The organism is Streptomyces sp. KL109B, assembly GCF_030766935.1.
Classification (GTDB): domain Bacteria; phylum Actinomycetota; class Actinomycetes; order Streptomycetales; family Streptomycetaceae; genus Streptomyces.
The window spans coordinates 650,679-674,703 of record NZ_JASERL010000004.1; the positions used below are offsets into that span (position 1 = coordinate 650,679).

Here is a 24,025-nt window from a genome sequence, read left to right on the forward strand (position 1 = left end):
GGCCATAGTGCTGGCCATTTTCGCACTAAGAGGGGTCCCCGAGGCCAGTCAATACTGTCTCCGCCCTGCGCAGGGTGTCCGCCTCGGTCTCCAGGTCCGGGGTGATGCCGCGGCCGTCGACGGTGCGGCCCGACGGGGTGCGGTAGTGCCCGACGGTCAGCTCCGCCACGGAGCCGTCGGGGAGCCGGCTCGGCATCTGGACCGAGCCCTTGCCGAAGGTCCTGGAGCCCACGACGACCGCGCGGCCGCGGTCCTGGAGGGCGCCGGTCAGCAGTTCGGCCGCGCTCATCGTCCCGCTGTCGACGAGCACGACCACCGGTCTGGACGTGTCGGCGCCCCGCTGCGCGTGCAGCGCCCGCTGCGCCCCGCGCACGTCGTACGTCGCCACGAGCCCGCCGTCGAGGAACGCGGAGGCCGCCCTGACCGCCTCGGTGACCAGGCCGCCGGAGTTGCCCCTCAGGTCGAGGACGACGCCCGCGCGCGCGGGTGCCGCGCCGACCTCCGTACGCACCTGGTCGCCGACGCCCTTGCTGAAGGCGCTGACCTTCACGAGCGTCGCCCCGTCGGGGAGCCGGGTGGAGGTGACGGCGTCGGTCGAGAGGTTGGCGCGGCGCAGCGTCTCGCTCCACGCGCGCGTGCCGCGCTGCAGGCCCACGTGGACGGAGGTGCCCGCGTACTTGCCGCGCAGCAGCGCGAGGACCTCGGTGACGGGACGGCCGGTGACCGGGTCGCCGTCGACGGCCGCGATCCGGTCGCCCGCGCGGATGCCGGCGAGCTGCGCGGGCGAGCCGTCCCTGACCTTGGTGACCTTGACCTGCCCTTCGGCGGTGCGGCGGGCCCGCAGGCCGATGCCGGTGTACTCGCCGTCCAGGGACTGCTCGAACTCCTCGTACTCGCCCGGCGAGTAGACGGCGCCCCAGCGGTCCCCGCTGCGGCTGACCGCGTCCTCTGCGGCCTTCGTGGGCGATTTCCCGTCGGCCATCGCCTCGGCCGCCGCGTCCCGCGGGTCGGCGCCCTCGGCGAGCGGCTTCTCGTGGGCGGCGACCAGCGAACCGTCCGCCTTCCCGGCGGCTTTCCCGTCCACCTCGGGCCAGGAGCCGGTCGCGGCGCCCGCCGCGAGGACCGTCACGAAGATCAATGTCAGGCTCGCCCCGCGGCCGATGCGGCGGGGCCGGGAGAAGGCGTCCGGACCTGACATGTCGGTGAGTCTAGGACAACACAGGGCGTCGTACGGGTTGTTGACCCGTACGACGCCCTGTGGCGCGAAGGACTCTTGTCACACCTTGAGGTACTTGCGCAACGCGACGAACGCGGCGAGCGCCGGCATCAGCACGCTCACGGCGAGGATCAGCGGCAGCTTCGTCAACACCGAGTCCCAGCCGATGAAGTTGATGAGCTGCAGCTTGTCGGAGAGGGCCACGCCGTTGTCGATCACGAAGTACTGGCCGGCCGCGAGGAACACACAGGCGATGCCGCCGCCGATGAGCCCGGCGACCGCGGCCTCCATGATGAACGGCGCCTGGATGTAGAACCCGGACGCGCCGACGAGCCGCATGATGCCGGTCTCCCTGCGGCGGCTGAACGCGGACACCCGCACGGTGTTCACGATCAGCAGCAGCGCCACGACGAGCATCACCGCCATCACGGCGCCCGCCGCCCAGTTGAGGTAGCCGAGCAGCCGGAAGAGGTTGTCGAGCACGCCCTTCTGGTCCTGCACGGACTGCACGCCGGGCCGCCCGTTGAACGCCGTCGCGATGACGTCGTACTTCTCCGGGTTCTTCAGCTTGATCCGGTACGACTCCTGGAGCTGGTCCGGCGTCAGCGAGCTGGCCAGCGGGGAGTCGCCGAACTGCTCCTTGTAGTGCTTGTACGCCTGGTCCTGCGATTCGTGCGCCACCTTGTCGACGACGGGCAGCTTCTGGAGGTCGGCGAGGATGTCCTTCTTCTGCTCGGTCGTGACCGGGCCCTTGGCGCAGTTCGGGTCGGAGTCGGCGTCCCCCTTGTTGCACAGGAAGATCGAGACGTTGACCTTGTCGTACCAGTAGCCCTTCATCTGGTTGACCTGGTCGCTCATGAGCAGCGAGCCGCCGAACAGGGCGAGCGAGAGGGCAACCGAGATGATCACGGCGAAGGTCATCGTGAGATTGCGGCGGAGTCCTACGCCGATCTCCGACAGAACGAATTGGGCACGCATAGCGTCACTAACGCCTTTCGCAGCTTTCTTTGCTCGGTACTTCTCGGTACTTCTCGCGGTCTGTGGTTCTCAGTGCTGGTAGCCGTAGACGCCGCGCGACTGGTCGCGCACGAGGCGGCCGTGCTCCAGCTCGATGACGCGCTTGCGCATCTGGTCCACGATGTTCTGGTCGTGGGTGGCCATGATCACGGTGGTGCCCGTCCGGTTGATCCGGTCGAGCAGCTTCATGATGCCGACCGAGGTCTGCGGGTCGAGGTTGCCGGTCGGCTCGTCCGCGATCAGCAGCTTGGGCCGGTTCACGAAGGCCCGCGCGATGGCCACGCGCTGCTGCTCACCACCGGACAGCTCGCCCGGCATGCGGTCGTCCTTGCCGCCGAGGCCGACGAGGTCGAGGACCTGCGGCACGGACTTGCGGATCTCGCCGCGGGACTTGCCGATGACCTCCTGCGCGAAGGCGACGTTTTCGCCGACCGTCTTGTTGGGCAGGAGACGGAAGTCCTGGAAGACCGTGCCGAGCTGGCGGCGGATCTGCGGGACCTTCCAGTTGGATACGCGGCCGAGGTCCTTGCCCAGCACGTGCACCTGGCCGTGGCTGGCCCGCTCCTCGCGCAGCACGAGGCGCAGGAACGTCGACTTGCCGGAGCCGGACGAGCCGACCAGGAAGACGAACTCACCGCGCTCGACCTCCAGGGAGACATCCCTGAGGGCGGGCCGGGTCTGCTTGGGATAGACCTTGGAGACGTTGTCGAATCGGATCACGGGTGCGCCTCGGTGCATCGGGGGGCGTCGGAGGTAGGTGTGCGTGACCATACGCGAAGCCGCGCGCGGAGCGCAGGCGCCGTCCCCGGTTGAGCGTTTTATCCCGCTGTGACGCCGGATGAGTCGCCGGTTTTGTCCGTCCCGTACCTGGTAGGGGGCCGATCCCTCAAGGGAGGCGCGCCTAAAGTCCGGGAAGCTGGCACAGTGGTAGGGGGAACGGTTGCGTTTCCCGGAGCGTTGAGCGGAGAGAACGAATGGGTACCCGCCCGGACGACTCCGCCGCGCGGGAGAGGAGAAGCGCATGACCTACGACCGGCTGGTGTGCGCGAACTGCGCGGCGCCCGTGAGCGAGGGCCGCTGCCCGGTGTGCCGGGCGAACCGCGAGCGGATGCAGCAGCAGAACCCGCTGTCCGCGCTGAGCCCCATGGCGCTGGTCGCGCTCGTGGCCGTGCTCGTGGCGGCGATGGCGCTGCTCGCGCATCAGACGGTGTAGCCGCCGCACACAGACATGCGAAAGGGCCCGGAGCCGATCGGCTCCGGGCCCTTTCGTACGGCGTGTCGCGCGTTACGCGGCGGTACCGCGACCGCCGGCGAGGCGCGGCAGGAGTCGGAAGCCGACACCGCCCGCGATCATCGTGGCGGCGCCGATCACCAGGAACGTGGTGCCGGAGGAACCCGTCTCGGCGAGCTCACCGCTCGGCTTGGCAGCCGCGCCCGTGCCGGTGCCGGTCTGCTCGGCGGGCTCGGAACCGGTGTCGTTCAGGCCTTCCTTGCCCTGGCCCTGCTCGACGGGGTTGTTGTTGCCGTCGGGGGTGGTGTTGTCGCCACCGCCGGTGGCGGAACCGCCACCGGTGCTGGAGCCGCCGCCCGTGGAGTCGTCGCCGCCGGAGGTGGAGCCGCCGGTGGACTGGTCGCCGCCGGTGCCGCCGGTGGACTGGTCGCCGCCGGTGCTGCTGCCGCCGGTGGACTGGCCGCCACCGTTGCCGTTGCCGGAGGTGATGCCGCCGTTCTGGTTGCCCTGGGTCAGGCCGCCGTTCTCGTTGCCGGAGGTGATGCCGCCGTTCTCGTTGCCCGAGGTGACGCCACCGTTCTCGTTGCCCGAGGTGATGCCGCCGTTCTCGTTGCCGGAGGTGACACCGGCGATACCGCTGCCCGGGTCCTCGTCCTCGGGCGGCTCGTCGTCGGCGGGCGGGTCAGCGGGCTTGCCCTTGCTGTCCCAGCAAACGAGGCCGAGCGGGCCGCACGTCTTGCCGCTCTCCTCATCGATGGTGTCGGCAGAGGCCACGCCCGCTGCGGTCAGCGAGGCGCCAGCCGCGATCACCGCACCGGCCGCTATCCGCGCCACGCGGATCCGCGTCTTCTTGGTCATCAGTCTGCTACCCCCAGTAGCCAATCGTCAGTGGAGCAGCGTCAGGGACTGCGTTCAACAGGAGGCAGCAGAGGCCTCGTTCACCTCTCCCCCGTTCACACGCGTCCCACTAATACGCATGCCGCGCGCCAGCCTTTCCACTTTTCGGACCAGCGTCAAGGCCGTTGCGCACGTAATGTCCATAATTGGGCGAGTTGACCGCCATACGAACATGTGACTGTGACGTAAATGCCAGGTCGTTCTTCACGAGTAGAACACAACTGGAGAGGCGGGAGGGGCAAAACGAAAGGCAACTGTCGTTCCGTGAACGGCAGTTGCCTTTGTCTTCGTTGAATCCCGGAGTTACTCCCGGCGTTACTTCTCCTGCTGCTTGCGCCAGCGAATCCCGGCCTCAAGGAAGCCGTCGATCTCGCCGTCGAGCACGGACTGCGGGTTGCCGACCTCGAACTCGGTGCGCAGGTCCTTGACCATCTGGTACGGGTGCAGGACGTAGGAACGCATCTGGTTGCCCCAGGAGTTGCCGCCGTCGCCCTTGAGGGCGTCCATCTTGGCCTGCTCCTCCTGGCGGCGGCGCTCGAGGAGCTTGGCCTGGAGGACGTTCATGGCCGTGGCCTTGTTCTGGATCTGCGAGCGCTCGTTCTGGCAGGAGACCACGATGCCGGTGGGGATGTGGGTCAGGCGGACCGCGGAGTCCGTCGTGTTCACGCCCTGGCCGCCGGGGCCCGAGGACCGGTAGACGTCGACACGCAGTTCGGACTCGTCGATGTCGATGTGGTCGGTCTGCTCGACCACCGGGAGCACCTCGACGCCCGCGAAGGACGTCTGGCGGCGGCCCTGGTTGTCGAACGGCGAGATGCGCACCAGGCGGTGCGTGCCCTGCTCGACCGAGAGCGTCCCGTACGCGTACGGGACCTTGACGGCGAAGCTGGTCGACTTGATGCCGGCCTCTTCCGCGTACGACGTCTCGTAGACCTCGGTCTTGTAGCCGTGCCGCTCGGCGTAGCGCAGGTACATGCGCTGCAGCTGCTCGGCGAAGTCGGCGGCGTCGACGCCGCCGGCCTCCGCGCGAATGTTGACGATCGCCTCGCGGGAGTCGTACTCACCGGAAAGGAGCGTGCGGACTTCCATCTCGTCCAGCGCCTTCTTGACGGACTTGAGCTCGGACTCGGCCTCGGCGCGGGTGTCCGGATCGTCCTCCTCGTCGGCCATTTCGAAAAGGACCCCGAGGTCGTCGAGACGACCGCGCAGGGCTTCGGCCTTGCGGACCTCCGCCTGGAGGTGGCTCAGCTTGCTGGTGATCTTCTGCGCCGCCTCCGGGTCGTCCCACAGGGACGGCGCGGCCGCCTGCTCCTCGAGCACGGCGATATCTGCCCTCATCTTGTCGAGGTCCAGGACGGCCTCGATCGACTCCATGGTCGAGGAGAGGGACTTCAGCTCTTCGGAAACATCGACGACTGCCACAAGACCAGCCTAACGGCTGGTGCAAGTGATCCGTTCCGGCCCTGGGCTCGCCGCTTCGGGCCCCTACGGTTCCGTGGGCGCGGAATTGTTGCTGTCCACGGGCGGCGCCTCGTCCGAGCCCGACGTGGCCGCCCATACGCCGCCGCCGACCGCGGCGACGAGAACGAGCCCGGCCGCGCCGAGCGTGATGCGTCTGCGGCGGGTGGCGTGCCGGTTGCGGGCCGAGCCGGGGCGGGGTGAGCCGTGGGCGCGAGGGGCGCGGGCCGTGCCGCGGGCGCCGCCGGCCAGTTCGTCCGGTGCCGGGACCCTCATCGACGTATGGGTGTCGCGGTTGGAGTCCTTGGGGGCGGAGCCGGGGACCAGGGAGACGGCGCCGCGGCGGGGCTTCTCCGGGGGCTCCTGCGGGGCCTGTGCGCTCGGCTCCGGCTCCTCGTCGGGGTCGGGCTCCGTCTCCGGCTCGTCCACGTCGAGCGGGGGCAGGCCGACCAGCAGCGGCTGCAGTTCGCGCAGCCGGGTGGCGAGTTCGGAGGCGCGCAGCCGGGAGGCGGGGGCCTTGGCGAGGCACTGGATGAGCAGCTGCCACAGCTCGTCGGGGATGCCGGGGAGCGGGACCACCGTCTCCGTGACGTGCCGGCGCAGGATGGCGCCGGGGTGGCCGCCGCCGAAGGGCGTGAAGCCCGCGAGGAGTTCGTACAGGACCGTCGCGAGGGCGTAGATGTCGACGGCCGCGCGCGCGGGCAGGCCCTCGATGACCTCGGGGGCGAGGTAGTCCGGCGTACCGATGATCTTTGTCGCGCGGGTGCGGCGCGGGGTGTCGATCAGCTTGGCGATGCCGAAGTCGGTGAGCAGCGCGGGGTGCGATCCGCCGGGGCCGAGCTCGCCCTGCATGTCCAGGAGTACGTTCTCCGGCTTGACGTCGCGGTGCACGATGCCCGCGGCGTGCGCGGCGGCGAGGCCCTCCGCGACGTCCGCGACGATGGCGACGGCGGCCTCCGGGGGCAGCCTGCGCTCGCGCTCCAGGCGCGTCCGCAGGTCCGTGCCGCGTACGAGGTCCATGACGAGCGCCAGGTCGTTCCCGTCGACCACCAGGTCGCGGACGCCCACCACGCGCGCGTGGTCGAGGCTCAGCAGGGCGGTGCGCTCCTGGACGAAGCGGCCGACCAGTTCCTGGTCGGAGGCGAGGTCCTCGCGCAGCAGTTTGATGGCGACCGGCCCCTCGGGTCCCTCGCCCAGCCACACCGTGCCCGCACTGCCGCGCCCCAGGATCTGGTGTGCGGTGTACCGGCTGCCGATCTTCCGTGCCAAGACTGCTCCTACAGACGCGTGTTGGCGCCCAAGCTACGCGGCTCGGACGCCAACCTGCGCATCAGAGGGGGAAATCACCCGTCGGATGTCGACAAATCTCCAACGTCACGGAGAAGTTGCCGGGCTAGTTGCCGGTTTTGCTCCCCAGGTCGCCGATCCAGCCGGACACGGTGGAGAACCAGTCGGAGAGCTGGTCCCAGTAGCCCTTGCCGGTGCCGATCCAGTCCTGGAGCGGGGTGAACTCCCAGACGAGCCAGCTCACCACGAAGAGCATCACGATCATGAACAGGCAGCCCTTGAGGCAGCCAAGACCCGGAATCTTCATCCGGTTCGGGCTGCGGCGGCGCGGCTCACGCGGCTCGCGCGGCTCCCTCGGGGGGCGCGCGGGCTGCTGCGGCGGCGCGTACTGCTGGGGCTGCGGCCGCTGTTGGGGCTGGGGCCGCTGCGCGTACTGCTGCGGCTGCTGTTGCTGCTGTTGTTGCTGCTGCGGCTGCGCGACCTGGCGCTGCGGGCGGCGGCGCAGCGGGTCCTGGTCCGGGGCGAGGTACTGGACCTGCGTCTGCTCGTTGCGGTCCCGCGCGGCGCGCAGCTGGTCGCCCCAGGCGTCCGGCATCTGCTGCGGCGGGCCCTGCGGCATCGGCGGCATGACGGCGGTCGGGTCGGCCGCGTCGCCGCCCTGGTCGTTGCCCTGCTGGCGCATGACGCTGGTGGCCGCGTTCGGGTCGTACGCCCCCGCCGCGGCGGCACCCGCGGCCGCGCCCGCGGCACCGGCGAGACCGGCCGCCGCCGCGTTGTTGGGCAGCACCTGCGTGGGGTCCGCGTCCGAGGTGCCGGGCGTGCCCGGAACCTGGGCCGGGGTGGGGTCCGGCGTCAGGAGCGCGCCGACGCCCTCGGCGGCGGCGATCTGCGCGCTGCTCGCGTGCACGCCGATGCCCTCGGCGACGGTGCGCAGGCCGCGTGCGAGGTTCTCCGCGCTGGGCCGTTCGTCCGGGTTCTTGCGCAGGCAGCGCTCGATGACCGTCCACAGCGGGTCCGGGACCGTGGACGGGCGGCGCGGCTCGGAGCTGAGGTGCTGGTGCAGGACTTCGAGGGCCGAGCCACCGGAGAACGGGGGCCGGCCCGTGACCAGCTCGTACAGCAGGATGCCGGCGCCGTAGACGTCGACGGCGCTGGTCTGCGGGCGGCCCTCGGCGGACTCCGGCGCCACGTAGGCGGGCGTGCCGACGAACTCGTGGGTGCGGGTCAGGCCCGGGGAGTCGGCGAGGCGGGCGATGCCGAAGTCGGTGAGCATCGGGTACATCTCAGCAGTGCCGTCCGGGTCCCACTTCAGCAGGACGTTCGCCGGCTTCAGGTCGCGGTGCACGACGCCGTCCGCGTGCGAGGCGGCCAGCGCGTCGGCGATCTGGGCCGTCAGGAGCGCGGCGCCGACCGGCGAGAACGGGCCGTTCTCGCGCAGGTACTTGTGCAGGTCCGGGCCCTCGACGAGGTCCATCACGAGGGCGAGCAGCTCGCCCTCGACGACCAGGTCGCGGGTGCGCACGATGTTCGGGTGGGTGAGCCTCAGCAGGACGGAGCGCTCTCTCAGGAAGCGCATCACCACGTCGGCGTCGTTGGCGAGCTCCTCCTTGAGGACCTTGATCGCGACCGTCTCACCGGGCTGTCCCGCGACGGCCGCCTCCGCGCCCGCCGTCTCGCGCTGGCGGGCTCGCCAGACGGTGCCCGTGGCGCCGCGTCCGAGCGGCTCCTCGAGCAGGTACTTGCTGCCTACCGGCCGCACGTCATGCGCTCCCTGCATCGGTACTTGCTTGGGTCACCCGGTTCCGGGTGTTCCGACCCACTCTAGTGGCGGATTCCCCGGTACTGGCTGTCGATCTTCTGTGGCCTTCGCCCCTCACCGGGACTTCTCGGCCTACCCGTGTTCGACGGAAAGACGCACGGCTGGGGCCATTGGTTGCCGAGGGGTGACGTGACCGATCTCAAGAGGTGCGCGAGCAGGCACTTTTACGGGCAGAGGCGACCAATCAAGATCACTTACGGGTGGCTGGGAATGTAATCTGCGGCCTGCAAGGCCTCGATTGAGGGTGGTGGAGGGTGACGGGCGGGCGTGTTGTCAGCGGCAGGTGCAAGGATGCTTTGCAGCACTGGCTGACGTGCCCGTGGCGGTGGGGGATCTGCGGTGGGGGACCGCGGGCCAGCCCCTCGTTTCCGGGCGCCCGCGCAGAAGGGACCGCAGGCGGCGATGCAGATCCGGCTTACCGTCGTAGACCCCCTGGGCACGCGCCCCGACATGCTCGCACGGGGTGACGACACCCTCGCACGCGGTGTCGACGTGCTGGTCACGGCCCCCGCGGGCACCGCACTCGCCGCGGTCGTCTCCGGCCTGGCCACGGCCGTCGCGGGCGGCGAGCCCGGGTCCACGACCCTGTACGCGGGCACGGAGCGGCTCGACGCGCAGCGCTGCGTCCTCGGCGAGCCCCCGCTGATCGACGGCGCCGTGGTCGCGCTCGGCGCCCCCGTCGACCCGGGTCCCGAGCCGGACGACGCGGCGGCCCAGCTGCATGTGGTGGCGGGTCCTGACGCGGGCGGCGTGCACCTGCTGCACGGCGGGCAGATCCGCGTCGGCCGCTCCGCCGACGCCGACGTCTCGCTCGACGACCCGGACGTGTCACGGCTGCACTGCGCGGTGACGCTCGGCGCCGACGGCCGGATCTCGGTGGAGGACCTGGACTCGACGAACGGGACGTCGGTGGACGGCCGCCCCGTCGACACCCGTCCCGTACGCCTCTCCCCCGGCTCCCTCGTGCGCGTCGGCGAATCGGCGCTGCGGGTCTCCGTCGCGGGCGACGCGGCGCGGCCCACTCCGCTGCGCACGGCGTCGGACGGGGAGGGGCACGTACGGGTGCTGTTCGCCGAGGAGCCGACGCGGACGCCCGCGAGCGGCTCCGCCCCGGACCCCGACCCGGCCCCCGACCGGGAGACCCGGCACGCGTACGGGGACTCCGCCTGGGGCTCCGCGGGTGACACCACCGACACGGATACCGGTACCGGAACCGGCGGCGGGCAGGGCGGCTCGCGCCCCGTCGTGTCCGGGCCGGAGGGGGCCGAGGAAGCGGACGGCGCGCGGTTGGGCACTCCCGCGCGCGGCACTTCGCTGCCGCCGCGCGCCCCGCGCAAGCGCGGTGGGCTCTCGCGACTGCTGCGGCGCGGTTCCGGGCGCGACAAGCGCGCGGCGTACGACGGGTACGACGGGTACGAGGGGTACGACGGGTTCGACGGCGCCCGCGGGCAGGACCAGCAGCACGAGATCCACGAGCCGCACGTGCTGCGCACCCCGCAGCGTGCCGCCCCCGTGACCGACCCCGCCGCCCCAGAGGCGTCCCCCGCCTCCTCCTCGTACGAGGAGGAGACCCGGCCCGTCGTCGGTGCCGCCGAGACCTGGCCGGACGCGGCCGCGCTGCTGCTCACCGCGCTCGGCCCCGGGCCGCGGCTGTGGGAGCGCGGGCCCGGCCACCCGGAGTCGCTCGCGGTGCGGCTCGGCAGCGTCGACCGGCCGGGCCCCGGCGGCGTCGGGCTGCTGCCCGCGGTGCCGGTGACCGTGGGGCTCGCGGAGGCCGGGGCGCTGGGGCTCGCTGGGCCGCGCGCGCGGCTCGCGGGGCTTGCCCGCTGCGCCATCGCCCAGCTCGCGACGCTGCACGCGCCGGAGCGCCTGGAACTCGTCCTGATCTCGACCGACCGGGACCGGTCCCTTGAGGAGCGGGTCGAGGAATGGTCCTGGCTCGGCTGGCTGCCCCAGGTGCGTCCCGCGCACGGCCAGGACTGCCGGCTGCTGCTCGCGTACGACCGGGAGCAGGCGACGGCCCGCACGGGCGAGCTGCTGCGCCGCCTCGACGACCACGCGGCGGGGCTCCGGCCCTCGGCGCAGAGCCCGGACGAGCCGGTCGCCGCCACCGTCGTCGTGGTCGACGGCGACCCGGGGAGCGCCTCCCTTCGGGAGGCGACGGTGCGGCTGGCCGCCGAGGGGGCAGCGGCCGGGATCCATGTCGTGTGCCTGGCCGAGGCGCCCGCCGCGTCGCCCGCCTCACCGGCCACGCAGAGCTACGAGGCGGCGTGCGCCGAGAGCCCGGCGTTCCGCGCGTGCGGGGCGGTGGCGCTGCTCAGCGGCGATGTCGCGACGACGCTGCGGCTGCACCGAGCGGCGCGGGGGCAGCTCGTCGGGCACGGCACGGTCGGCACGGCGGACGCGGTGTCGCTGGCGTGGGCGGAGCGGTTCGCGCGGGCGCTGGCTCCGTTGCGCACGGACGCGGTGGGCGGTTCCGGTGACCGGCCGGGGGCGCGGGTGTCGGCGCCGCTGCCCCAATCGGCCCGCCTCCTGGACGAGTTGGGGTTGGCGCGAGCCACGCCCGCGTCCCTGATGGCGCGTTGGGCGGCGGCCGGGGACGATCCGGACTCGCTCGGCGGCCGGGTGTGGGCGGTCCTCGGGGCCGGTCCGCGCGGCCCGCTGACCGTGGATCTCGCCGCCGACGGCCCGCACTTGCTGGTCGAGGGCCCCGCGGGCAGCGGCCGTACGGAGCTGCTGCGCTCGGTCGCCGCGTCGCTCGCCGCGGCGGAGCGGCCCGACCGGCTCGGGATGGTGCTGGTCGACGGTGCGCCGGGCGGGGAGCGCGGGGAGCGTACGGAGGGGCTGCGGGTCTGCACGGACCTGCCGCACGTCACGACGCACCTCGCCGCCAACGATCCCGTACGGATGCGGGAGTTCGCGCAGGCGCTGACGACGGAGCTGAAGCGGCGGGCCGAGCTGATCGGGCGTACGCACTTCTCCGAGTGGCACACGCAGCGGGCCGTTTCGGGGCGGGTCGTGTCCCAGCGGGGTGCGCCGGCCGCCGAGGGGGCGGGGGCCGGGGATGTGGATGTGCCGCCGAGTTCGACGATGCGGTTGCGGCCGGGGGCGACGCGGGAGAAGGCGGAGCCCGGTTCTCCGCTTTCTCCGCTGCCACGCCTGGTGGTCGTCGTGGACGACCTCGACGCGCTGCTCTCGCCGCCGCTCGGGTCGCCGGGGCGGCCGGCCGCCGGGTCGGTGGTGCGGGCGTTGGAGGCGGTGGCCCGGGACGGGGAGCGGCTCGGGGTGCATCTCGTCGCGGCGTTCGCCTCCGGCGGGGGCGTGGGGTGGACGGCGCGGCCGCGGGTCGTGCTCGACGCAGTGAGTGGCGGCAGTGAGGATCCCGCGCCGGGGCGTGGGGTGTTGCACGGGGCGGACGGGCGTGACGTGGAGGTGCAGGCGGGGCGGGTGACCGGGCGTATCCCGCGGACCGCGACGCAGCGGCCCACCGTGGTGGCGCTCGAGTGGGCGCGGATGGGCGATCCGCCGGACCGCCGCCCGGTACGTGAACTGGGGAACGGGCCCACGGACTTGGCGCTCCTGGCGAGTGCGCTGGAGCGCGCGGCCCGCTCGGTCTCCGCGTCCGAGGTCCCCTCACTCCTCTAGCCGGGCCGGGGGCGGCCCGGGTCGATCCTGTTGCGCCGCCCCGGGCCCCAGAGCCGTGCCGGGGCCGGCGCCCGTGGCCCTGAGCACGCGGCACCGTGCGCCGCCTTGCCCACCCTGCCGCCCAAGGCGGCAGATTGCCCAAGGCGGTTGCGGCCCACCGCGAGGGGCGGGCAGCCGTGGGGGACGGCGGGTAGCCCAAGACGGGAGCGGCCCACCGCCGGCGGTGGGCAGCCGTGGGTGAGGCGGATCGCCCACGGCGCGAGGCGGCGACCGCAACGGGTGGGGAACCGTGGGGGGACGGCGAGTAGCCCAACGCGGGAGCGGCCCACCGCTGGAAGCGGGCAGCCGTGGGGGACGGTGGGCCGCTCGAGCCGTGAGGCGGCGGCCGCCGGGGAGCGGGTGGGGTGGGTTATTGGAGCCCCTCCGGCGATTGAGGAGCGGGGGCCGGGGCGGAGCCCCGAGGCGTAGGACGTCAGGGGGTTGAGAGCCACGGTTGGTGAGGACGCCCCCGGAGGGGGAGATGGGCGGAGGACCGCGGGAGCGAAGCACGGCGGGCCGGGGCGGAGCCCCGTTAGGCGCCACCACGGTCGGGCGCAACAGACGGGACGCGCCCCAACTACCCCCACCCACCGCCCCCTTGACGCATCACGACCCCGTCACGATCAACGGGTTTACAGGCCTGGCACCCTTGCCGGTCATCCCTGGCCGGGCGTAGACCAGTGCGCACGGGAACCGCTCAGTACGTACGTTCAGCGTTCCGGACGAGAACGGGGCAGTGATGGGCAGCACTCGCAGCACTCGGCGCACTCGGCGCACTCTTCGTACACCCGCACCCAGGACCCACAGCACCCTCCGCACCCTCCGCACCCTCCGCACCACCCTCACAGGCATCGCCATCGGCTCCCTCGCGCTCGCGCTCACCGCCTGCGGAGGCGATGACGGCGGAAACAAGGGGGACGGGAACGGCGGCGGCAAGTCGCCCGCTGCGTCCGTCAAGTTGCCGAAGCTGGACGGGAAGTCGCTGGAGATCGCCGCGGTGTGGACCGGCGACGAGCAGAAGAACTTCAAGAAGGTGCTCTCGGAGTTCGAGAAGCGGACGGGCGCGAAGGTCACCTTCGTTCCCGCTCAGGACCCGATCATCAACTTCCTGGGTTCGAAGGTGGCCGGCGGCGCCCCGCCGGACGTCGCGATGCTGCCGCAGCCCGGCGCCATCAAGCAGGCCGTCGACAAGAAGTGGGCGAAGCCGCTGGGCGCGGACGCCCAGGCGCAGCTCAGCAAGAACTACGCCCAGGGCTGGCAGGACCTCGGCAAGGTCGCCGGCAAGCAGTACGGCGCGTACTACAAGGCCGCCAACAAGTCCCTGATCTGGTACAACGCCAAGGTTTTCGAGAACGCCGCCGCCAAGGAGCCCACCACCTGGAAGGAACTCCTCAGCACCTCGCAGGCGATCTACGACTCGGGCGTCACGCCGTTCTCCGTCGGCGGAGCCGACGGCTGGCCGCTCACCGACTGGTTCGAGAACGTCTACCTCTCGCAGGCAGGGCCCGAGAAGTACGACCAGCTCGCCAAGCACAACATCAAGTGGACCGACCCGTCCGTGAAGGACGCGCTCACCACTCTCGCCGAACTGTGGGGCAAGAAGGACTTCATCGCCGGCGGCAACAAGGAAGCCGTGCAGACCGAGTTCACGAAGTCGGTCGAGCAGACCTTCACCGGCGGCGAGCAGCCCAAGGGCGCCATGGTCTACGAGGGCGACTTCGTGCAGGTCAACATCCAGCAGACGAAGGCGAAGGTGGGCACGGACGCGAAGGTGTTCCCGTTCCCGGCCGTCGGCTCCGGGGACCGGCCGGTGGTCAGTGGCGGTGACGCCGCCGTGATCCTGAAGGACTCGCAGGCGGCGCAGGCCCTTGTGACGTGGCTGGCCTCGCCCGAAGCGGCCACGATCCAGGCCAAGTTGGGCGGCTACCTGTCCCCCAACAAGAACGTGGACCTCGCCTCGTACCCGAACGCCGTGCAGCGCGAGATCGCCAAGCAACTCGTGGGCGTCGGCAACGACTTCCGCTTCGACATGTCGGACCAGACCCCGCAGGCGTTCGGCGGCACCCCCGGCAAGGGCGAGTGGAAGGCGTTGCAGGACTTCCTGATGAACCCGAAGGACGTCGCGGGTACGCAGAAGGCTCTGGAGGCCGAAGCGGCCAAGGCGTACAAGGACTGACGGGGCGATGACCACTGCCGCCGGCGGCGGCTCCCCGGCCTCCGGGGCGCCCGCCGCACCGTCCGCCGCGCCGCCCCCACGGGGCCGCAAGAGCGTCACCGGCACCCGCAAGTCCATCGCCGCGCTCTTCCTGCTGCCCGCGCTTGTCCTGCTCGGCGCGCTGGTCGTCTACCCGATCGGGTACTCGGTCGTACGCAGCTTCTTCAACGCGTCGGGCGGCTCGTTCATCGGCCTCGACAACTACGAGACGCTGTTCACGCGCGAGGACACCAAGGCCGCGATCAACAACAACATCTGGTGGGTGGTGCTCGCGCCCGCGGTCGCCACGGCGCTCGGCCTGATCTTCGCCGTGCTCACCGAGCGGATCCGCTGGGCCACCGCGTTCAAGCTGGTGGTCTTCATGCCGATGGCCATCTCGATGCTGGCCGCGGGCATCATCTTCCGGCTCGTGTACGACCAGGATCCGGAGAAGGGCGCGGCGAACGCGGTGGTGGTGTCGGTGCACGACACGTTCGCCGAGTCCTCCGCGTTCCCGAAGGCGCATCCGCGCGGGCCGGACACGCTCACCGGGAAGAGCGGCGGCCCGTTCCTCACGAAGGCCCCGGTGCGGGCCGGAACTCCCGTGCTGCTGCCGCTGGTTGGCGTGGCCGCCGACCAGATGCCCAAGGACGCCAAGCCCGCGAAGCAGCCCGCGACCGGCAAGGCGGGAGGGGTCACCGGCACCGTCTGGCAGGACTTCACCCTCGGCAAGGGCGCGGGCGCCCGCGACAAGATCGACGGGACCGAGGTCGGCTACCCCGGCATGCGCGTCGAGGCCGTCAAGAACGGCAAGGTGGTCGCGGAGACGACGGCCGCCCCCGACGGCACCTTCGCCCTCCCCGCCGCGGCCGACGGCGCCCAACTCCGGCTCCCCGCAGCCAACTTCAAGGAGCCGTACAACGGCGTCGACTGGCTCGGCGACAAGAAGTTCTTCACGGTCCACCTCGGCGGATTCGACCTCTACCTCAACATCGTGACGACCTCGATCATGCTCGCGTACGTATGGATGTGGGCCGGGTTCGCGATGGTGCTGATCGGGGCGGGGCTCGCGGGCATCCCGCGTGAGCTGCTCGAAGCGGCGCGGGTCGACGGGGCAAGCGAGTGGCAGGTGTTCCGGCGGGTCACGGTGCCGCTGCTCGCGCCGGTGCTCGCGGTCGTCCTCGTCACGCTGATGATCAACGTACTCAAGATCTTCGACCTGATCTTCATCATCGCGCCGGGGGCCACCCAGGACGACGCCAACGTCCTCGCCCTGCAGCTGTACCGCTCGGCGTTCAGCGAGGACAACGAGGGCCTGGCCAGCGCGATCGCGGTGCTGCTCCTGCTGCTGGTGATCCCCGTGATGTGGTTCAACATGCGGCGGCTGCGGCGGGAGGTGCGGCGATGAGCACCATCGACGAGACGGTGAAGGCCCCGCGTTCTCTCGTGGGCCGGATCGGCGACAGACTCAGTGGCGGCTTCATCCAGTTCGTGCTGCTGCTGGTGGGCGCGCTGTGGCTGGTGCCGACGATCGGCCTGCTGTTCTCCTCCCTCCGCTCCCCGGAGGACATGGCGGACAGCGGCTGGTGGACGGTGTTCAGCAAGCCCGCGCAGCTGACCTTCGAGAGCTACAGCAGCCTCCTTGAGAACTCCGACATCACACGGTCCCTGGTCAACACGGCGCTGATCACGGTGCCCGCGACGCTGCTGGTCATCGTGATCGGCTCGCTGGCCGGGTACGCGTTCGCGTGGATGGAGTTCCCGGGCCGCGACTGGTGGTTCCTGATCGTGGTGGGCCTGCTGGTCGTCCCCGTACAGGTGGCGCTCGTGCCGATCGCGCGGCTCTTCGGCGACCTCGGGATCTTCGGTTCGATCCTCGGCGTGATCCTGTTCCACGTCGGGTTCGGGCTGCCGTTCGCGGTGTTCCTGCTGCGGAACTTCTTCGCGGAGATCCCGCGCGAACTCCTGGAGGCGGCCCGCCTGGACGGCTCGGGCGAACTCCGCCTGTTCCTAAGGGTGGTGATGCCGCTCGGCGCTCCCGCGATCGCCTCGCTCGGCATCTTCCAGTTCCTGTGGGTGTGGAACGACATGCTGGTCGCGCTGATCTTCACGGACACCGACAGCCAGCCGATCACGGTCGCGCTGCAGACCCAGGTGCGGCAGTTCGGCAACAACGTCGACGTACTCGGGCCCGGCGCGTTCATCTCGATGGTGATCCCGCTGGCCGTGTTCTTCGCGTTCCAGCGGCAGTTCGTGTCCGGCGTGATGGCGGGCGCCGTCAAGTAACGAGGGAGAGCGGGGGGAGTTCCCGCCCGGGGAATTCCCCCGTATGCCGCACGGGACGTGACGTGACCTGCGCGTCGGCCGTTTCCGGGCAGGATGCCCGCGCCGACTCATGGATGTGTCACGTTGCCCCGGTTCAGTGTCATCGTGCCCGTGTACAAAGTGCGGGCGTACCTGCACTCCTGTCTCTCCTCCGTCCTCGACCAGTCGTACGCCGACCTGGAGCTGATCGCGGTCGACGACTGCTCGCCGGACGGCGGCGGGGAGATCGTCGAGGAGTTCGCGGCGCGCGACCCCCGGGTGCGCGCGCTGCGCCTCGCCGAGAACGCGGGTCCGGGCCGCGCCCGCGACGCGGGCCTGAAGCGCGCCCGCGGCACGTACGTCCTGTTCCTCGACGGCGACGACACCCTCGCCCCTGGCGCGCTGCGCGCGATCGCGGACCGCCTCGCGGACACGGGCTCGCCGGACGTTCTGGTGTACGACCATGTACGCACTTTCTGGGACGGCCGCGAGATCTCCGAACAGCCGCCGCGACTGCTCACCGAGGAAGGCCCCCAGCCCTTCCAACTCGCCGACAGGGACGCCCTGTTGGAACTCCCGGCGCACGTCTGGAACAAGGCGTACAACCGGGATTTCATCGAGCGGGAAGGCTTCTCGTTCCCTCCCGGCCACCCCGGGGACATTCCGTGGACCTACCCAGTCCTGATGGCCTCCTCGACCATCGCGACCCTCGACCGGGTCTGCGTCCACCACCGGCACCGCCGCCACCGCCCCGGCCCCCACACCGACCTCGACCCGTACGACCGCGTCTTCGAATTCCTCGACCAGCACCCTGACCTGGACGACGTGTGGCGCCCGACGATCCTGCGGCGGGCGGCCGAAGCCCGCACGGAGCGCAGGCGCCGCACGAACCGCACGCACCGCGCGCTGCGGGCGGCCAAGCGCGCCACGGCCCGCCTCTCCCGGTACGCCACCGGCTCCCGCCGCGCCCTTCGCGCCGCCCTGCTCCGGCTCCACTACCGGGTCCAACTCCGGCTCCCCGTACGGCGGAACGAGGCGGTCTTCGCCCGCAGCCCGGGGCGCGGTCACGGCGGCGACCCGGGCGCGCTCGAAGCGGCGTTCCGCACCTACGCGCCGCGCGTGCGCACCTCGTGGATCGCCCGGCCCGAGCACCGGCACACGGTCCCCGAGCAGACCCGCACCCTCGCCCCCGGCACGGCCGCGTACTGGACGGCTCTCGCCCGCTCCAAGTACCTGGTCACCGAGGCCGACTTCGGCCACCGCCTGGTCAAGCGCCCCGGCCAGATCCTGATCCGCACCCAGCACGGCACCCCGCTGAAGAAGACGGGCCTCGACCTCCAGGACCACCCGGCGGCGTCCCACGGCACGGACTTCGCGGCGCTCCTGCGCTCCGCCGACACCTGGGACCACGTCCTGTCCGCCAACCGCCACTCCACCCTCGTGTGGGAGTACGCGTTCCCCGCCGCGTACGAGACGCTGGAGTACGGCAGCCCCGCCAACGACCGCCTGCACAAGGTGAGTTCGGAGGACGTCGCCCGGGCCCGCGACTGCCTCGGCGTCCCCCGGGACGCGCTCGCGATCCTCTACGCGCCCACCCACCGCGACTACCGGTCCCGGCAGCGCGTCACCCTCGACCTCGACCGGGTGCTGCGGCTGCTCGGCCCCGGCTTCGTGGTCCTCACCCGCGCCCCCTTCACGTACGACGAGCCGCCGGCCCCCGAGACGGCGGCGCGCCTGATCGACGTATCGGAGCACCCGGACGTCGGGACGCTGTGTCTGGCGGCGGACGCGCTGGTCACGGACTACTCCTCGCTGATGTTCGACTACGCGTGCCTCGACCGGCCCATCGTGATCCACGCCGACGACTGGGAGGCGTACGAGGCCGCCCGCGGCACGTACTTCGACCTGCGCTCCTTCCCGCCCGGCGCCGTCGCGCGCTCCGCCGACGAGCTGATCGACATCTTCGCGACCGGACACTGGCGCGGCTCGCGCTCGGCGCAGCTGCGGTCCGCGTTCCGGGCGCGGTTCTGCCCGTACGACGACGGGCGCGCGGCCGAGCGCGTCGTCCGCCGCGTCGTGCTCGGCGAACAGCCCCACACCCTCCCCCAACCACCCCGATCCACAACGGAGTTGACATGCCCCACGAGCTTCCCCGCCCCGCCGCACTCGACGACGTCAAAGGCTGGTTCCACAACATCGACCAGGTGCTCTTCGACTGGTTCCTGAACCGGCAGCGCACGCTCGGCCAGCACGGGGATCTCCTCGAACTCGGCGTCTACCTGGGCAAGAGCGCCATCTTCATGGGCCAGTACCTGGACGAGAAGGAGAGCTTCACGGTCTGCGACCTGTTCGACTCGCCCGCCGACGACGCGGCGAACGACAAGGAGATGAACAAGTCGTACAGCACCCTCACGCGCACCGCCTTCGAGGCCAACTACCGCGCGTTCCATGACGAGTTGCCGAAGGTGGTGCAGGGTCCTTCCCATGTGATCACGTCCCTGGTCGCCCCCGGGAGCTGCCGCTTCGTGCACGTCGACGCCTCGCATCTGTACGAGCACGTGCACGGCGACATCGCGGCGGCCAAGGAGCTGCTCGGCGAGGACGGCATCGTCGTCCTCGACGACTTCCGCGCCGAGCACTGCCCCGGAGTCGCCGCCGCGACGTGGGGCGCCGTCGCGACGACCGGCCTCAAGCCGCTGTGCATCACGGCGACGAAGTTCTACGGGACGTGGGGCTCGTTCGAGCCGGTGCGCGGCGAGCTCGGCGAGATGCTGGCGGGGCGCCGCGACTTCTGGCACGGCGCGGAGGAGGTCGCCGGGCACTCGATGATCCGCATCGACGGCCGCAAGGCGAAGCGCCCGGCCCAGCCGGTCTCGCGCCACGCGTCGGAGGAGTCCGGGCCCGCCGTGCCCTCGCAGACCTCACGCCCGAAGAGCCGACTGCGCTCCCTGCTCGGCCGCTGACCCCCGATCCCCGACCCCGGCGGCCCGCGCTCACCCGTCCGGCCCATGAAAAGGCGGGGCGGGTCGCCGCGACGGGGCACACAGTACGAATGCCGTACACGACGACGACCACCGCACTCGCCCGGTCAGCGGCGCGCGGCGCGACGGCCCTGCGCGGCGGCCGCTTCTGGCGCCCGAGCCCGTTCTTCGTCTTCGGCGGCCTGTGCTGGCTGCTCCTGACGCTCGCGTACTGGTGGGTGCCGATGGCCTACGACTACGGGCTGCACGCGGCGGTGATCGAACGCCTCAAGGCGAGCCCGCTGCACCCCCGCCACCCGCTGGTCGACCTGCCGGGCACCGGCGTCCCGTACGTCTCCTCCCCGTACGCGATCGCCGAGGGCCTCTTCGCGCGGGCGACGGGCCTGACGGGCTGGGAGGTCATGAAGCTGGCGGGCCCCTTCAACCTCGCGGTCCTCCTGACGGGCCTGAACCGCTTCGTGCGCACCCTGACACCCCGCCAATGGGCCCCGGTTCTGGCCCTGTTGACGGTGCCACTGCTCTACGGAACACACACGGACTGGCGCACCGAACCACTCGCCCCGCGCTCCCTCACGATCGACCTCGGCTACCCGTCGACGTTCGCGATCGGGCTCGCGCTGTGGGTGTGGGCGTGGGCCTCGCGGCTGCGGCGGGAGGAGGCGCGGTGGGCCGTGGCGGGGCTGGTGGCGGTGGGCCTGGTGTGGCTGTGGCCGGACACCGGCCCGGCGTCGCCGCACTGGCCCTGGCTCGCACTCCTCGGCGCCCCGGCCCTGTGGCTCCGCTTCCGACGCGACGCCCGGGACCCACTGGTCCTGCTGTGCGCGGCGGGCGTGTTGAGCCTCGGCTATGCGGCCCTGGTGACCCCGTCCACGTACGGCGCGGCGCTGATCCTCACCACGCTCCCGCTCCAGTGCGCGCTCGCGATCGCGCTCGCGGCGCCCCGCCCGTGGACCGGGCAGCGCCGCGCCCTCGCGGCCCTCACGGCGGCGGGCGCGGCGCTCGGCCTCGCCGGCACGGCCCTCGACCCGCCGCCGTCCTGGCCGACGTACACCTGGGCGGCGCGGCACGTCCCGCCCGGCGACGTGGTCCTGACCGACGGCTACCGCCCGACCCGCTCCCTGCCGGGCCACGGCGCGCACCTGGTGGCCCCCGCACGCCCCGACGCGGTCGTCGACAAGGCGGCCTGGGAGCGGCGCCGCTCGGCGGTCCACGCCTACCTCTCCCCCACCGCCACCCGCGCCGAACGCCAGGCGATCGCCGACCGCTACGACGTGCGCTGGCTGCTCCTGAACCGCGGCGAACGCCTGCCACCGGAGGCGGTGCTCGTGGCGTGGAGCCCGCGTACGGGCGAGGCGCTCGCCCGGGTCAACGGAGGTTCACCGAGGGAGAGTTGAGGGCGCCGGACGTGCCTACTCGACGACGAGCCGTACGTCGATGTTGCCGCGGGTCGCGTTCGAGTACGGGCACACCTGGTGCGCCTGCTCGACCAGCTTGCGGCCGGTCTCGGCGTCGACCGAGTCGGGCAGCTCGACGCGGAGCACGACGGCGAGCCCGAAGCCCTCGCCCTCCTTGCCGATGGAGACCTCGGCGGTGACGGCGGCGTCGGCGACGTCCACCTTCGCGCCCCGGCCGACGAGCCCGAGGGCGCTGCCGAAACAGGCGGCGTACCCGGCGGCGAAGAGCTGCTCCGGGTTGGAGCCCTCGCCGCTGCCGCCCATCGCGGTGGGCACGCCGAGCTGGAGGTCGATCACGCCGTCCGAGGAGACGGCACGCCCGTCACGGCCGTGGGTGGCGGTGGCGACGGCGGTGTAGATGGCGTCCATGGGGGACCTGCCTCTCGGTTCCGGGAATCTGTCACGGACCAGTAGATCGCACAATTCAATTGTGCACAACTTAATCTCGCGTCACTTAATGGCGCGGTCGCTACCCTGGGTCCATGACCAGCTCAAGCCCCGACGAATACCTCCGGCTCGACCGCCAGATCTGCTTCTCGCTCAACGCGGCGTCGCGCGCCTTCGGCGGCGTCTACCGCACGCTGCTCAAGGATCTGGGCCTCACCTACCCCCAGTACCTGGTCATGCTGGTCCTCTGGGAGGCCGCCCCCGACGAGGGCCCGCTCCCGGTCAAGCGCCTCGGCGAACGCCTCCGCCTCGACTCCGGCACCCTCTCCCCACTCCTCAAGCGCCTGGAGGCGAACGGCCTCGTACGCCGCGAACGCAGCGCCACGGACGAGCGCTCGGTGACCGTCGCGCTCACCGATTCCGGCGCCAGGCTGAGGGAGCCCGCCGCGACGGTCCCGCGCAGGATCGCCTCCGCGACGGGTCTCGACCTTCAGGAGATCGAGGACCTCCGCTCCCGCCTGGACCACCTGACCCAGGCCCTGGACTCCGCCGAGCTCTGACCCCGACGGACACCACCAAGCCCCGCCGGCGATCGAGGCGCGGGCCCCACATCAAGCCCCTGCGGCGATTGAGCAGCGGGGTCCGGGGCGGAGCCCCGTGGCGTGGACCCCGGCGCGGCGCACGAGCACTCCCGGCCCGAGCCCCCCGCACCCTGCGGACCAGCTGCGCCGCCTCCCCGGCCAACCCCACCCCCACCGCAATCGCCAACGTCACCGCCGCAGCGTGCACAAGCCCGCCCACCCCATCCGTGGTCCGGCCGGAGGCAAGCGCCGCCAACGCCACGTACAACGCACTCCCCGGCAGCAACGGCGCGATCCCCGGAACGACCAGCGGCAGCACGGACTCCCGCCGCCGCCGCGCCACCACATGCCCGGCACACCCCACCCCCGCCGCCACCACCGCCGTACCGACCAGCGACGGAAGACCGAGGACGGCGAACTCGGCCGCCACCACGAACCCGCCGAGCCCGAGCAGCGCCACCGTCGGCCAGTCCCGCCGCGGCGTACGCGCCCGCGCCGCCACGGCCATCGAGAACACGGCGGCGCCCACCGCGGGCGCGCCCAGGTACTCGGCCCGCTCGGCCGTCGGCACGACCGGCGCCTCGAACCCGACGAGCCGCCCCATGCCGAGCACGGCCACCACACCCGTGACCACGGCCGCGAAGACCAGCATCGCGTCGAAGAGCCGCCCGAGCGCGGTCAGATAGTGCCCGGTGAGCGCGTCCTGCACGGCGCTGACGAAGGTGGCGGTGGGCAGCAGCCCCAGCACGCCCGCGACCACGACGGACTGCACGGTCGACGCCGGCACGCTGTGGCTGAGCAGCACGGCGAGGACGGCGGCGGGCATCGCGGCGACGGCCGACCGGTAGAACGCGGGCACGCCGTTGCGCCCCAGCCACCCACTGAGCAGCGCCCCGAGCGCCCCCGCGACGAACGCGCACACCGACGCGAGCGCGCCACCACCGAACGCGATGCCACCGCCCGCCGCCACGAACCCGGTCTGCACCGGCACCCTCCACCGCGCCCACCGCCCCCGGTCCACGGGTGCGTCGAGGATCCGCGCGGTCGCGGCCCGCGCCTCGTCGAGCCCGAGCTGCCTGGCACTGATCCGCTCGACGAGGGCGTGGATGCGCTGCAACGTACGGAAGTCGGTGGCGTGCTTGCGGATCACCCGGTTCGCGTGCAGCGGCGTCAGCTCGCCGGGCGCGTGCGCGGACAGCGACACGGAGGCGAGCGTGACGCCGGGCTCGCAGTAACTGAGCCCGTACGTCTCGGCGACGACGAGCATCCCGGCGACGGCCTCCTCGGCGGAGCCCCCGTACGAAAGCAGCGCCTCCCCGAGCCGGGTCGCGAGCTCGGCGACGCGCGCTCCGTACGCCTCCATGTCGACGCGCCCGTCGTCGTGCAGCAACTCCCCGCCGTACCCATAGCTTCTGGTCGGCTCGATGCCGCGCAGCCGGGGCAGCGCCTGCGCGAGCCAGGGGGCGGCGGGCGCGGCGGAGCGGTAGGGCGACGTGTCGTTCCTCACAGCCATGC

General features: G+C 72.0%; 17 protein-coding genes and 1 pseudogene. 9 read left to right on the top strand and 9 right to left on the bottom strand.

Features of this window, described 5'->3' with window-relative positions; translation table 11 throughout:
- Positions 1 to 25 precede the first annotated feature (25 nt).
- The 3 genes from RBJ65_RS17575 to ftsE all read right to left on the bottom strand — a co-directional run bounded on the left by RBJ65_RS17575 (position 26) and on the right by ftsE (position 2,953).
- Positions 26 to 1,198 carry a S41 family peptidase gene (locus RBJ65_RS17575; protein WP_306322394.1) on the bottom strand — a complete coding sequence of 391 codons (1,173 nt, stop codon included), beginning with the start codon at positions 1,196 to 1,198 and terminating at the stop codon, positions 26 to 28.
- A 78-nt stretch (positions 1,199 to 1,276) separates the two neighbouring features.
- Positions 1,277 to 2,194, bottom strand: coding sequence for a permease-like cell division protein FtsX (ftsX, locus tag RBJ65_RS17580; protein ID WP_306322395.1), 918 nt, complete (start codon positions 2,192 to 2,194; stop codon positions 1,277 to 1,279).
- Positions 2,195 to 2,263: 69 nt separating this feature from the next.
- Positions 2,264 to 2,953 carry a cell division ATP-binding protein FtsE gene (ftsE, locus tag RBJ65_RS17585; RefSeq protein WP_266710884.1) on the bottom strand — a complete coding sequence of 230 codons (690 nt, stop codon included), beginning with the start codon at positions 2,951 to 2,953 and terminating at the stop codon, positions 2,264 to 2,266.
- 301 nt (positions 2,954 to 3,254) lie between these two features.
- Between ftsE and RBJ65_RS17590 the strand changes: the two genes are divergently transcribed.
- Positions 3,255 to 3,446 carry a hypothetical protein gene (locus tag RBJ65_RS17590; protein WP_306322396.1) on the top strand — a complete coding sequence of 64 codons (192 nt, stop codon included), beginning with the start codon at positions 3,255 to 3,257 and terminating at the stop codon, positions 3,444 to 3,446.
- Positions 3,447 to 3,518: 72 nt separating this feature from the next.
- Here RBJ65_RS17590 and RBJ65_RS17595 read toward each other — a convergent pair whose 3' ends face one another.
- The 4 genes from RBJ65_RS17595 to RBJ65_RS17610 form a co-directional block, all read right to left on the bottom strand.
- The gene (locus tag RBJ65_RS17595; RefSeq protein WP_306322397.1) at positions 3,519 to 4,322 is read right to left on the bottom strand and encodes a hypothetical protein; all 804 of its coding nucleotides are present in this window, start codon (positions 4,320 to 4,322) and stop codon (positions 3,519 to 3,521) included.
- Between the two features lie 354 nt (positions 4,323 to 4,676).
- The gene (gene prfB / locus RBJ65_RS17600) at positions 4,677 to 5,783 is read right to left on the bottom strand and encodes a peptide chain release factor 2 (protein ID WP_306322398.1); all 1,107 of its coding nucleotides are present in this window, start codon (positions 5,781 to 5,783) and stop codon (positions 4,677 to 4,679) included.
- A gap of 63 nt (positions 5,784 to 5,846) precedes the next feature.
- Complete coding sequence (locus RBJ65_RS17605; protein WP_306322399.1) at positions 5,847 to 7,088, bottom strand: serine/threonine-protein kinase; 1,242 nt, start codon at positions 7,086 to 7,088, stop codon at positions 5,847 to 5,849.
- Between the two features lie 124 nt (positions 7,089 to 7,212).
- Positions 7,213 to 8,865 (bottom strand): serine/threonine-protein kinase, encoded by a 1,653-nt coding sequence (locus RBJ65_RS17610; RefSeq protein WP_306322400.1) that lies wholly within the window; start codon positions 8,863 to 8,865, stop codon positions 7,213 to 7,215.
- 462 nt (positions 8,866 to 9,327) lie between these two features.
- On the opposite strand from RBJ65_RS17610, the gene RBJ65_RS17615 reads away from it, so the two are divergent.
- The 7 genes from RBJ65_RS17615 (at position 9,328) to RBJ65_RS17645 (ending at position 21,482) form a co-directional block, all read left to right on the top strand.
- Positions 9,328 to 12,570 (top strand): FHA domain-containing protein, encoded by a 3,243-nt coding sequence (locus RBJ65_RS17615; RefSeq protein ID WP_306332148.1) that lies wholly within the window; start codon positions 9,328 to 9,330, stop codon positions 12,568 to 12,570.
- A gap of 778 nt (positions 12,571 to 13,348) precedes the next feature.
- A complete protein-coding gene (locus RBJ65_RS17620; RefSeq protein ID WP_306324204.1) occupies positions 13,349 to 14,785 on the top strand; it encodes an ABC transporter substrate-binding protein in 1,437 nt (478 codons plus the stop codon).
- A 7-nt stretch (positions 14,786 to 14,792) separates the two neighbouring features.
- Complete coding sequence (locus tag RBJ65_RS17625; RefSeq protein WP_306324203.1) at positions 14,793 to 16,211, top strand: carbohydrate ABC transporter permease; 1,419 nt, start codon at positions 14,793 to 14,795, stop codon at positions 16,209 to 16,211.
- The gene (locus RBJ65_RS17630) at positions 16,208 to 17,089 is read left to right on the top strand and encodes a carbohydrate ABC transporter permease (RefSeq protein WP_306324202.1); all 882 of its coding nucleotides are present in this window, start codon (positions 16,208 to 16,210) and stop codon (positions 17,087 to 17,089) included. Before RBJ65_RS17625 ends, RBJ65_RS17630 begins: the two co-directional genes overlap by 4 nt.
- Positions 17,090 to 17,212: 123 nt before the next feature.
- Complete coding sequence (locus RBJ65_RS17635) at positions 17,213 to 19,333, top strand: bifunctional glycosyltransferase/CDP-glycerol:glycerophosphate glycerophosphotransferase (RefSeq protein ID WP_306324201.1); 2,121 nt, start codon at positions 17,213 to 17,215, stop codon at positions 19,331 to 19,333.
- Positions 19,243 to 20,070, top strand: coding sequence for a class I SAM-dependent methyltransferase (locus tag RBJ65_RS17640; protein WP_306324200.1), 828 nt, complete (start codon positions 19,243 to 19,245; stop codon positions 20,068 to 20,070). Before RBJ65_RS17635 ends, RBJ65_RS17640 begins: the two co-directional genes overlap by 91 nt.
- 89 nt (positions 20,071 to 20,159) lie before the next feature.
- On the top strand, positions 20,160 to 21,482 hold the full coding sequence (locus tag RBJ65_RS17645; protein WP_306324199.1) for a hypothetical protein: 1,323 nt from the start codon (positions 20,160 to 20,162) through the stop codon (positions 21,480 to 21,482).
- A 15-nt stretch (positions 21,483 to 21,497) separates the two neighbouring features.
- On the opposite strand, the gene RBJ65_RS17650 is transcribed toward RBJ65_RS17645, so the two are convergent.
- Positions 21,498 to 21,911 carry an organic hydroperoxide resistance protein gene (locus tag RBJ65_RS17650; RefSeq protein ID WP_306324198.1) on the bottom strand — a complete coding sequence of 138 codons (414 nt, stop codon included), beginning with the start codon at positions 21,909 to 21,911 and terminating at the stop codon, positions 21,498 to 21,500.
- 113 nt (positions 21,912 to 22,024) lie between these two features.
- Between RBJ65_RS17650 and RBJ65_RS17655 the strand changes: the two genes are divergently transcribed.
- Positions 22,025 to 22,489, top strand: coding sequence for a MarR family winged helix-turn-helix transcriptional regulator (locus RBJ65_RS17655; protein WP_306324197.1), 465 nt, complete (start codon positions 22,025 to 22,027; stop codon positions 22,487 to 22,489).
- 190 nt (positions 22,490 to 22,679) lie between these two features.
- On the opposite strand, the pseudogene RBJ65_RS17660 reads toward RBJ65_RS17655, so the two are convergent.
- A pseudogene (locus tag RBJ65_RS17660) lies at positions 22,680 to 24,023 on the bottom strand (threonine/serine exporter ThrE family protein); the annotation flags it as partial.
- Positions 24,024 to 24,025: the final 2 nt, after the last annotated feature.